A 10178-nucleotide genomic window follows, 5' to 3' on the forward strand; every position below is an offset into this window, starting at 1 on the left:
TAGTCAAGCATTCAGATGCCGGGTGCCTCCCGGTGGATTTGCTTAACCCTGCAAACCCGCAACGTTACGTCCAGCAGTGACTGGTTGCCCCTCCGCTCAGGGGGATTCATCTGTATGGCATAGATATCGAATCACTCGTGCCATTTAAATGTAGCTGACAGATAAAATAAAGTTGTGAGCTTTGTTTAGTTTCTTCGCTAATCATTCATTCCGCATACCCATTGGCATTAGAAAAGAGCACGCTTTAGTCCTTTTGAGTTATTTATTTAATGCTCATTTATATTTTTAAGAAATGGACTACATTTACATTCTCCTTGTAATGATGACTTCTTTGGTCTCCCTTCCGAATTGCAGGATTTAATATCGGAAGGGACTTTTTTCCTTTCCCGCCTTGATAAATACTCATTGTTTTCTAAACTCTTACACAGGCTTTGCTATGTCAGGTGAAGTCGTCGTTCAGGACTACCCGTGTGCTCAAGGATGAGCCACCCTTATTTGTTCAAGCTTCTCCCTGCAAATTAATCATCTGACTCAAAAAATTGTCCATTCGTATAATGGAATCCTCATTATTTGCTAAGGTTTAAGTCCAGAGGAGAGACTGTGTCCGAACCTCAGGGATGAGGCTCAATTTTTCTCGCAATTTGCTTCCCACGCTTTGTTATGCGCAAGGATGTCCCTCTTTGTCTGGCGGTCCATAACGTCAATGTCGTGATCAGTAAGGTAGATTGGTTTTACCCAGTCACAGGCTGTATCAACCACCACCGGGACGCTTCCACGTGTCACGCAGCTCGCGATCAACATCGTCATCAGGCATGCGGTTAACAGTCTGCTGTACATTGCTGGCCTCTTTCGTTGCTTCTACCCGGCGTTCGGCTACTGCTTCAGTTGCTGCGGCCTTTTCTTCGGTGCGCTGCTGGTCAGCTTTTGCTTCCGCTTTGCTGGTACCGCGTGAGTGACCAATACCAAAGGCACCTGCGATAGCCGCCATTATCAGGGCAGCGATACCGACGATTGTTTCTAATCCCATATCAACCTCACACCAGTACCGTTTTGGCCTGACCGAAGCGAGCGCGACGATCTTCCAGTCCGTTCGTTCCGCCGTTGATAATCTTCGTCACCTGCATCAGGTCGCCGGAGTACTTCAAGCATCCCTTAGTGGCGAAGAACCACGCCGCGCTTCTGGCTGCATAAATGGGCTCTGCTAATAGCTCAGGCTGTTGAACCAAATCTACCTTCAGGGCATTTCCGCAGTCACGATAGTTATCCAGGAACGTGATGCCGATGAGTCCACGCCCTCGGTATTTCCATCCATCACCAGGCGCATTGTTACCGTAGCGTTTACTGTAGACCAGGTTTGCAATGGCACGCTGGCGCTCAATCGGTAATGCTCGTTCTTCAGGTCGACGGCCAAGCGTATTAGCTTGGTCTTGTGTGATGCGTCCTGCTCGAATGAAGCTTGCCAACCCCACTACGCTGTAGTTGAAGTTTTCCTGTAGTCGGGTGAAACCTAACGACTCATGTCCTGCCTGAGCAATGAACATGGCCTGGTCTACCGGCTTGGTGATGCCGAACTCTTTCATTGCATCACTGACTGGCTGAAACCATCGCGCAGCTAACTCGGCGCTTAGCCCAGCCGCCTTTTGAAATTGTGATTGGTTCATTAGTGCCTCAGTGCGTCAACCAGGCGCGCCACGTTTCCCCGAGCCCAGAGCACGGCGGCGCATATCAGGACGTTCACCAGCACCACGAACCAGTGCGATTCATGGTACAGGCCGAACAGGTAACGGAAAGGGACGCTGGCGTATACCAGCACCGTGAAATAAGCCATCAGCGATATCAGAGGGCGATGTCTCGCCCCGCCGCGCTGGTAGAACATCAGTGCAATAACGATAACAGCAGATATAATTGCGTTTGCCATCGCACTCGGATCACTTGTTACCATTGCTGGCCCCTCCACCACGTAAACGTGAGAGAATTCCAAACAGGCTACCCAAATCCTGACTGTTGACGAACGTCAGCAGCTTAATAGCAATAGCGGCTACGATTACCGCGCCCAGCGCATCAAGTGGCCTGTCGCTATACCCCGTCCATTTGGAGAAGTAAGAGCCAAGCAGTGGCGCGCCGATAACGCCGAAGATGAATGAGGTGATGAAGTAGCCTACCAGCTTAAGGCGGCTGATATTAACCGCCGTAGCGACGTAGAACACCGCACCAGCGAATGCGCCAAACACCACACCGTAATCTATGCCGGTTGCCAGACCGAAGATGCTGGCCCCCATCAAACCACCAGCAACTACCGTAGTGCCAGAAACAGGATCGGACATTGAGCCCCCTCTTATTGCCGTGAGTCCTCTCAGAACGAGGGGAAACAAAAAAGCCACCCTTGGTGGGTGGCCTGTGATTTAAAAAGCGGCTCTTAGCCAATTTTATTTTTATTACTTTTCAAACATTCAAATTTTAACTTTTTTCGCCATACCTGATGGTATTGAAACACGTGTTGATTTTGCTTCAGGCCAGAAAATTCTGAACTCATCCTGCCAGGAATCAAGAGAGGATTTTAAAAAGTGGTTTCGGTTGTGGCCATCAGTGTACTCACATGCTCGCATAACACTTTCAATGCCCAACTGCCTATCAAGGTAGCGCTTTAAATGTTCAACATTGCTTATCTCAACACATGCGCGCTTACCAAGCCTTCTTGCAATTTCAGCGCTTTTTGAGTTGGCAAGGCACAGCACTAATCCGTCTTCTTTGTTTCTATGGAACATCATTGTTCCAGGATAAAAGACGCCATCAAAGAATGAATCAGTAATTACCGCAGTTGCGCCACCTTCAACTTGTATGAGACCACCAAGCGATTTTATGTCATGCGTAGATGTATCAATTAAATTCTCGTCTGGGGTCATAACACCATCTCTTTCGTCAGAAAGATAAGTGCTGGCCTGAAACAGAGGAACAACCCCGCCTCTGATCCAAGGGAAAACCCATTCCGGTTTAGTCAGATAAAGATATTTCTTCATAGCATCCCCTTTTTTTAAGGGATGATATCTGAAAAATTAAAAACCCGCACTGATGGCGGGCTTATGTTTTGTTCTGTTGCTCAGTACGCTTTACTGTCCCGAGCCTAACACAATTTAAGCACTTTCTTGCTCACTCTGCAACTTAAATCTGTCGCTATTTGTGCCAAACGCATCACATAATGGAGCGTACAGGATCGATTCTGCCAAACTTACCCATGTGTCGATTCGGCGGCGGCATGTGATAAGTGTCCAGTCAGGGTGTTTTGCATTCAGCTCGTTGGCCATCTGCAGTTTGCTCTTACGCAGCCGGTGACGGTCAACGATTACGCCATACAACCCACGGTATTCATCATTCATCAGGACCGAAGCAATAACACCATCCACCTTCAGACCCTCTTCATCCGAGCAGAACGCCAGGCCGCTTTTGTTTTTGCTGTCGAGGATTTCGCGCAGGTATGCTTCCAGCTCAGGTTTAGTGATGCCGGATTTCTTCATGCGGCGAAGCGCATCGTTGATTGCGGTCTTAGTGATTTTCCCCGATGCCAGCAGCTGGTTGAACATGTTGCCGCAGGAACCACCACCGATGTATGACCAGCGGCCCCACATGCGGAGCTTACCCTGTACCCAGATGCTTTCGAGAGTGCGAAGGCGAACCATCTCGCCGGATTTGCCAACTTCTGAAGGATTGATCATCTTGCGTCTCCACTTACGCCAATACGCCGATTTGCAGCGCACGATCTAAAAACCGAAATAACAGCACCAACTGGTCGCCGTATTTCGCTTCAAATGCCACAGGATCAGCGTGCAACTCGTCGTGATGCGCTCTGCACAGCGGTATCACAAACAGGTCATGCGCTTTGGTTCCCATTCCACCCTGCCCGTGGCCTATCAGGTGGTGGGGGTCGTCTGCCGGGTTATTGCAGCAACTGCACTGCTGCGACTTCACCCAGCGGGTGTACTTATCGTTCTCCCAGCGGCGGCGCTTTGGCCTCAGCATGAAAGATTCAGGTGATTCAGGATCGACCTTCACCGAGACTATCTTCTTAACTTTCTCCTGGAGGATTTCAGTCGCCTGTAATGACGGCACAATGTCGCTTTCCCGCATCACTGAACTGTGCGATTCAGGCTTAATCCTGAGCGCCTGGTTAGCCACTGATTCAGGAATAAGGTCAGCAAGATCGTTACGTACCATCCACCAGCAGAACTCCGGCAGCGTCAGGGTATGGTCTGCGCCAAAGCCCAGCATAATATTCACCCTTTCGAGCAGCCATTTTACCAGGTTCTGCATGGCAATTCCTGCCAGTCTTTCAGTAGTTTGTTCACGCAACTGGTTATCACAGCCCCAGCAAAGGCGAATGCTTCCGGGCGCGTGACGCATCAACGTAAAGTCCTTCGAATGCCAGTCATTATGGGGCCACTGACATTCGAATTTACGCTCCAGCCAGGCATCAAGGCTACTAAGTCCACCAGCGCGCTGAATTACCCGCTCGTTCTGAAAAAGCGCCTGCATACTAACATCATCTGTCAGTGGCTGGTGTGCTTCGGGGATCAGTCCAGAAGGCAAGTGCTGGACTGCTTCGGAAGGCGTTTCAATCACCACACGGCCACGACGGAACAGCCACAGCAATTCATTACCTGGGCGGAACAGCACCACCCCGGACATTGGCGCAACTTCAGGTGTCAGTATGGCTCTCACCTAATTACCTCCATTGCAGTTTGATGCTTGGTTATAGATATTTCTACCCTTCCTCCATGCACTTTCGGTCCCCACTCCACCAGCATTCTCTGCACTTGGCTGTCATCCTCCCAGATGCCAGCGTGAGTAAGCGCGTCAAACAAAGCCTTGTTGTAATTGTCAATGTCGCGGCGGCGTGCATCTGGCGGAAAGAGAAGGATTTCCACCGCAGCTGGTGACGATGATGGTTTTGGAAGGCAACGCAACTGTTCCATAATCGCCGCACATGCAGCACTCTGATATGCCCTGCCTTTCTCGCTGATAAGATGGCGGCCTTTTAACGGCCCCTTGTTAGGGGATCGCCAGTACGTGTTTACGCTCGGCGGGAACGGGAGCACTAGTTTCATAAAGTCACTCCCTGTTTTTTCAGCCATTCAATCGCGTTATCTCTGGCCTGTTCTCCACCAGAAAGCAGGTCTTTTATTATTGTTACAGGATCAGTATCCCCTTCCGTTTTGACGACGGTGATCCCCCTGGCAGCGCCAGGAGCAATCGAGATGTAACCCTTTTTGTTGAGTGACTTTACGTGCTCAGCTGCAGCGTTCGGTGATGCGCAGCCAATTAACCCGGCAAGCTCCAGCATAGTCGGCGGGAATCCAGTTCTTTCCTTGTAGAGCACTATGGCATCCAGCACTTCACTCTGACGCGACGTTAACTCTGCTCTCATGCTGCATGCTCCTCCGGTTTTCCCACTAGAACGGCCACTGCCGGAATAAGCTCAACAGCCGGTGATTCTGACTGATTCCCCCAATGGTCCCAGCCATGAGCACCGCAACGGCTGAAGAGTTCAATGCGCGGAACGTCACCGTAGAGTTTTTCCAGACGGAAACGCGCCTCTGCGGGCTTTTGGCTGTGATCACCAAGTGGGCTGTAAATCACCTGCTTGATGCTGGCGCACTGGCGTTCGAGTCCATACCCCCTGGTGGCGATCAGCATGTCTTCGGTATTGGCTCGGGTGTAGTTGCCGCCGTTCATGCGGGTCTGCTCGTTAAGCAGGTCGAGGAAGTCGTAAAAATCCTCTACTCCACCAGCCTGAAGCGCTTTGTTGATATGCTGCTCTGCCAGAGAGTTGAACTTCACCCATGTGAAGCCCTTCATCGTTCGGACCTTAAAGCCCCAGGCTTCAGCCAGCTCAATGGCTTCACGGGTGTGCGTCCCGGTTAACCACATCGCCAGAACAGCATCATCTGCAGCAAGCTCCCACACAGGAAGGCGCTTCATGTCGATCAGCTTCATCTTGCCGTAATGATTTGTAGCAGCGCCATTGCTGACGGTGTTGCCATATTCCCAGGCTGGGTCAGCGTAAATCAGTGAGTATTTCATCAGACGTTCCTCGCCCTGCCAGCCAAACACCAGCCATCACCGGTGGTTTTAACCCTCGGCACCATACTCAGGCAGCGCTTACGCTCCTTGAGAATTTTGGCTCGCAAAGTTTCGTTCTTTGATCGAGTGAATGCTTCCATCAGAACGGTAGCAGCACGCTGATAAAGTCCCTTGTCAGATAACTCTTTAGCCTTTGCCATCATCGCAATGACTGCCGGGTTTGGTGCGGCTTCCTGCTTTGGCTCAGGAATTACTTCTGCTCTCTCAACCGGCATACGTGGGGTGATAGGCCCAATAGGACCTTCCGGCGCTTTAGCGTAGTAACGAAAGTTGTGACGTTCGCCTTTGCGCTCAGCACGATTAAGCATGACAAGGCGACATACAGCACGCTGAACACTGTGCAAGGCATACTCCGGGAGTGCTGCAGCGATCTCTTTGTTCGTCAGTCCAGGGTTGTTGGCCACGAACAGCTGAATTGTTTTGAGAAAGCTCATGAGTTTATCCCCCTGAAACCCGCTGGTGTCTTGCTGCAATCAGTGGTTTTGAAGCTGGTTTTAAACACATCATCTTCGCGAACCCATTTCCCGTTAACTCGTGCTGGTCTCCCGGCATTTGCCCAGCTGTTCGCGGACTTCAGGTAGCCAGGGAACTTGGTAGGCTGGAAAAGCGTCTGTGGACGGAGGTATGCGGACATCGTTAGATCTTCGCTCCACTTGGCGTTGCAGTAGTCAACGACGAGTGAGAGCTCTTCGACGGTGAATCCTTCCCCAATTCTGGCTCTGATGTTTTGCAGGGAGTTTTTTGATACCTGGTATTTGGAGTTAGTCACCCGGTTCAGGTGAACCAAAACCTGTTTAGCCTGATCGGTGATCAACACATCACCGTCTGGTTGCGCCGCAACCGGACAAATAGGGTTTTTAATATCTGTAGTATTCTCTGTTGTATTCTCTGTAAGAACATCAGTCCATTTTGACCTGATGAGAGCGGTTCGTTTTGAACCGATGGAACGTTCCACTTTGACCTCTTCCATCGGTTCATTTTGACCTGATGGAATAGTGCATTTTGAACTCTTCGATTTGGTCACTTTGACCTCATCTAAAAGCTCACTTTCGTAGTTGATCGTGTAGTAGTTCGTCATGTCGCGCTGAGACTTGTTCAACTGTTCAACTTTGAGCACGCCGAGGTTCTTCAGGCGGGTGAATGTGCGCTTCAGCGTAGACTCAGACCAGAACGGGAACTGCTCCAGCCATTGCTCGTTGGTGTTGTAAATCCAGCGCACGCCGTCACGCTCCAGTCCGGAGGTGGTTTCTTTAAGCCAGTAGTTAACCTGCTGCAACGCAATGGCCTCGTTCAGGCCAATGCTGTACGCAAGGTCAGGATTTATCACTATTGGCCGGGATGGCATCAACAGGCTCATGGTCGTCCTTTAACTCTGTAAATTTACGCTGGAATTGCTCAAGAGGGCTGAAGCACTCATGATCGTACCCTTCGCGAAGGTATATAACGCGTCGAGTCTGTGGCTCCCATCTGATGACACGGACCGGGACCCCGTAGTGGTCTTTGAATCGCCGGTTAACTTCAGCCATTCCTCACGCCCCTTCTCGTTCATCTGAGCAAAAGCCTCTACCATCGCGTTATCAGGCTGGTAGTTGTTCGCACCAGCCTGGTCGTTTAATCTCTCCACATAGCCGAACGGGGAATCTTTTCCCACCAGTGGAAGGCATCTGAATTGCTTCGCTGGTCTCAATCGGTTTAAACTGTTCATGCGTTAGTTTCTCCACTGAATACGACACGCCAAGACGCCCGGAGCTGCACACTCGCGGGCGTCACTTTTTTTGGCTTTGCTTACGGCTAAACAGCGCGACAATCGCGCGGATTTCTTCTTCACGCGCAGCCAGGTGACGGCGGTGATGTTCGTGAATCTCTTCAGCTTCATGTGGTTCAATCACTCCGTCTTCCAGAGCCTTCTGGATAATCTGATCAACCTGTCCGCGTGCTGCTGCAGTTCTCATGGCACGGGTAAAAAGGTCTACGCGATCGAGGTCTTCCATCTGGGGAACGTCCACCAGCAAAGCGCCGCGTCGTTGAGCGAAGTAATCAGCCAGGAGAGATGTGTTTGAAATGTCTTCCATTGCTTCCAGCTCGTTCACTTCGAAGAAGCGACAGCCGTTCTTCTCGTACAGGTTGTTATTGAACTGCGTTAGTGACATGCCAAGAGCACCGGCCATAGCCTCACGGCCACCCGAGTACGCTTTACACATCGCTTTAACTACTTCTTTCAGGCTTGGTTCTACCATGTTGTTTTTCCTTTGGTAGTTACGTGATGCTGATTGCTGGGTTACGGTGTTACGGCAACGTCAGGATCAGCAGGTTTGTTTTTGTTAGGGAATGGTCGGACTTCCTCGGCTTCAATTTTCCCGTCTTCGTTTATCAGGATATTTACCCGGCGATTACGCTTGATGGCTTTACTTATGGCGCTTTGGTATACCCCAAGAGCCTCAGCGGTTTTAGCCTGCCCGTTTTCCAAAACATATTCAGAGAGCGGAATAATCTTCATTGGTTTTCCTCGTGGTTTACATATAAAGAGTATCACTGTTAGTGATAAACAAGTCAACACTAGCGGTGATTGGTGATTATGCCGTGCGGTGATAAATTATGAGAATGAAAAAGAAACCATTGACCGCCGAACAAATCGCCGACGCCAACAGGCTAAAAGCTATCTTTGAGTCCAAGAAAAAAGCGCTTGGGCTCTCACAGGAGACTTTGGCTGAGCAAATGGGTATGGGACAAAGTGGTATCGCTCAGTTACTGAATGGCACAAATGCTATCAACGCTACTCATGCCGCACAGTTCGCTAAAATTCTCGGAGTAAAAGTCGATGATTTCAGTCCATCCCTTGCAGCTGAGATATCAGCTATGTTTGAGGCGATTGCGAACGGAAGGAATCATTCCTCTGTATATGAGTACCCGCTGTTAACCGAAGTGCAGGCGGGCTCATTTTGCCCTGTTAATTCATACACAGAACGCGACGCGAAGGAATGGGTTTCAACCACTGTTAAAGCCAGTGATTCTGCCTTTTGGCTTGAGGTATCAGGCCATTCAATGACTGCGCCTCCTGGAGTAAAGCCAAGCTTTCCTGAGGGAATGCTTATACTCATAGATCCAGAACAGGACGTTGAGCCTGGTGATTTCTGTGTTGCTGGTATATTCAACGATTCAGAGGTTACTTTTAAAAAATTTGTTCGTGAAGACGGTAAACCCTGGCTCGAACCTCTCAATCCAAGCCCTCGCTATCAGGCCATTGAATGTAATGAGAATTGCAGGATAATTGGCAAGGTCGTCAAGGCCCAATGGCCTGAAACCATCTTCAAATAAGGAGCCAATCGGCTCCTTATTTTTTCATCTTTTTTCACCTTACGAATCATAAAGTTAACATTACTCGTGATATTTTTATCACTACAGGTGTTGACCATCTAATTACTATTGGTGATACTCGTTATGCGCCGGGGTGATGATGTTTAAGACCATCGCTAGGTTAGCAGAACGGCATATAGCACAAGTGCCGCAGCGATCCGGGGATTCCTTGCAAGACAGTTCCAGCTTGTAGCCGGACTGATCAAGCCAAGCGCGTACGAAAGCTAGAAGCCTTTCAACAGCGTGGCGATAAGTGTTGCCTTGTAAGAGACAAGTATAATTTCAGGTATTAAAAAAGCACCCATTGGATGCTTAGCTCTTTAAAAATCTCACTGTAAAACTGTTACACATTAGCTATTACATGCTGTATGAGACCTGGGAAGGTGGAATAGTCGAGTAATTAATTTTACCTTCTTTCTGCAATCGCAGATGAGTGTATTCAAATTGAACCATCAAAAAGAGAAAGTGCAATTGTTTTATCGGATATAGTAGAAATATATCTGAATTTTTCCCCTTGTTTTTGCTCACAATCTACTTTAGATGAAATAATGAACGTATCAATTCCTTTCAAAATAAACCCAGCTTGATCATCTGCATAAGCGTAAGTTAAACCAGGAATAGCTAAAAAGAAACAAAAAATAACACTTCGATGTTTTTTCATCTCAGGTAAAAAGGTTTTAACCCTTGAT

17 protein-coding genes are annotated in these 10178 nt (G+C 49.2%); 1 reads left to right on the forward strand and 16 read right to left on the reverse strand.

Features of this window, described 5'->3' with window-relative positions; translation table 11 throughout:
* Positions 1-751: 751 nt before the first annotated feature.
* The 15 genes from IM295_RS21025 to IM295_RS21095 all read right to left on the reverse strand — a co-directional run bounded on the left by IM295_RS21025 (position 752) and on the right by IM295_RS21095 (position 8632).
* Positions 752-1027, reverse strand: a complete 276-nt coding sequence (locus IM295_RS21025) for a hypothetical protein (RefSeq protein WP_045133827.1) — start codon at positions 1025-1027, stop codon at positions 752-754.
* 7 nt (positions 1028-1034) lie between these two features.
* Positions 1035-1661 carry a glycoside hydrolase family 19 protein gene (locus tag IM295_RS21030; protein WP_193034347.1) on the reverse strand — a complete coding sequence of 209 codons (627 nt, stop codon included), beginning with the start codon at positions 1659-1661 and terminating at the stop codon, positions 1035-1037.
* On the reverse strand, positions 1661-1942 hold the full coding sequence (locus IM295_RS21035) for a phage holin family protein (protein WP_022648766.1): 282 nt from the start codon (positions 1940-1942) through the stop codon (positions 1661-1663). Before IM295_RS21035 ends, IM295_RS21030 begins: the two co-directional genes overlap by 1 nt.
* Positions 1929-2324: a phage holin family protein gene (locus IM295_RS21040; RefSeq protein WP_047362851.1), complete on the reverse strand. Its 396-nt coding sequence runs from the start codon at positions 2322-2324 to the stop codon at positions 1929-1931. Before IM295_RS21040 ends, IM295_RS21035 begins: the two co-directional genes overlap by 14 nt.
* A 126-nt stretch (positions 2325-2450) precedes the next feature.
* Complete coding sequence (locus IM295_RS21045; protein ID WP_193034346.1) at positions 2451-3017, reverse strand: hypothetical protein; 567 nt, start codon at positions 3015-3017, stop codon at positions 2451-2453.
* A gap of 114 nt (positions 3018-3131) precedes the next feature.
* Complete coding sequence (locus tag IM295_RS21050; protein ID WP_193034345.1) at positions 3132-3710, reverse strand: DUF1133 family protein; 579 nt, start codon at positions 3708-3710, stop codon at positions 3132-3134.
* Between the two features lie 13 nt (positions 3711-3723).
* Positions 3724-4713 carry a DUF968 domain-containing protein gene (locus tag IM295_RS21055; protein WP_193034344.1) on the reverse strand — a complete coding sequence of 330 codons (990 nt, stop codon included), beginning with the start codon at positions 4711-4713 and terminating at the stop codon, positions 3724-3726.
* Positions 4710-5099 carry a RusA family crossover junction endodeoxyribonuclease gene (locus IM295_RS21060; RefSeq protein WP_193034343.1) on the reverse strand — a complete coding sequence of 130 codons (390 nt, stop codon included), beginning with the start codon at positions 5097-5099 and terminating at the stop codon, positions 4710-4712. The genes IM295_RS21055 and IM295_RS21060 overlap by 4 nt, the downstream gene beginning before the upstream one ends.
* Positions 5096-5419, reverse strand: a complete 324-nt coding sequence (locus tag IM295_RS21065) for a LexA family transcriptional regulator (RefSeq protein ID WP_193034342.1) — start codon at positions 5417-5419, stop codon at positions 5096-5098. Before IM295_RS21065 ends, IM295_RS21060 begins: the two co-directional genes overlap by 4 nt.
* Complete coding sequence (locus tag IM295_RS21070) at positions 5416-6075, reverse strand: MT-A70 family methyltransferase (protein WP_193034341.1); 660 nt, start codon at positions 6073-6075, stop codon at positions 5416-5418. The genes IM295_RS21065 and IM295_RS21070 overlap by 4 nt, the downstream gene beginning before the upstream one ends.
* Positions 6075-6569 (reverse strand): hypothetical protein, encoded by a 495-nt coding sequence (locus tag IM295_RS21075; RefSeq protein WP_193034340.1) that lies wholly within the window; start codon positions 6567-6569, stop codon positions 6075-6077. Before IM295_RS21075 ends, IM295_RS21070 begins: the two co-directional genes overlap by 1 nt.
* A complete protein-coding gene (locus tag IM295_RS21080; protein ID WP_193067280.1) occupies positions 6566-7492 on the reverse strand; it encodes a conserved phage C-terminal domain-containing protein in 927 nt (308 codons plus the stop codon). The genes IM295_RS21075 and IM295_RS21080 overlap by 4 nt, the downstream gene beginning before the upstream one ends.
* Positions 7449-7661, reverse strand: coding sequence for a DUF4222 domain-containing protein (locus IM295_RS21085; RefSeq protein ID WP_126349057.1), 213 nt, complete (start codon positions 7659-7661; stop codon positions 7449-7451). Before IM295_RS21085 ends, IM295_RS21080 begins: the two co-directional genes overlap by 44 nt.
* Positions 7662-7901: 240 nt before the next feature.
* Positions 7902-8372, reverse strand: coding sequence for a YmfL family putative regulatory protein (locus tag IM295_RS21090; RefSeq protein WP_193034338.1), 471 nt, complete (start codon positions 8370-8372; stop codon positions 7902-7904).
* 41 nt (positions 8373-8413) lie between these two features.
* Positions 8414-8632 (reverse strand): Cro/CI family transcriptional regulator, encoded by a 219-nt coding sequence (locus IM295_RS21095; RefSeq protein ID WP_193034337.1) that lies wholly within the window; start codon positions 8630-8632, stop codon positions 8414-8416.
* A gap of 98 nt (positions 8633-8730) precedes the next feature.
* On the opposite strand from IM295_RS21095, the gene IM295_RS21100 reads away from it, so the two are divergent.
* Positions 8731-9450 (forward strand): LexA family transcriptional regulator, encoded by a 720-nt coding sequence (locus tag IM295_RS21100; protein ID WP_095451039.1) that lies wholly within the window; start codon positions 8731-8733, stop codon positions 9448-9450.
* 478 nt (positions 9451-9928) lie between these two features.
* Here IM295_RS21100 and IM295_RS21105 read toward each other — a convergent pair.
* Positions 9929-10178: hypothetical protein (locus tag IM295_RS21105; protein WP_193067281.1), on the reverse strand; the 250-nt coding region annotated here is incomplete at its 5' end.

The sequence above is a fragment of the Enterobacter cloacae complex sp. P14RS genome (assembly GCF_014895895.1).
Taxonomy (GTDB): domain Bacteria; phylum Pseudomonadota; class Gammaproteobacteria; order Enterobacterales; family Enterobacteriaceae; genus Enterobacter; species Enterobacter bugandensis.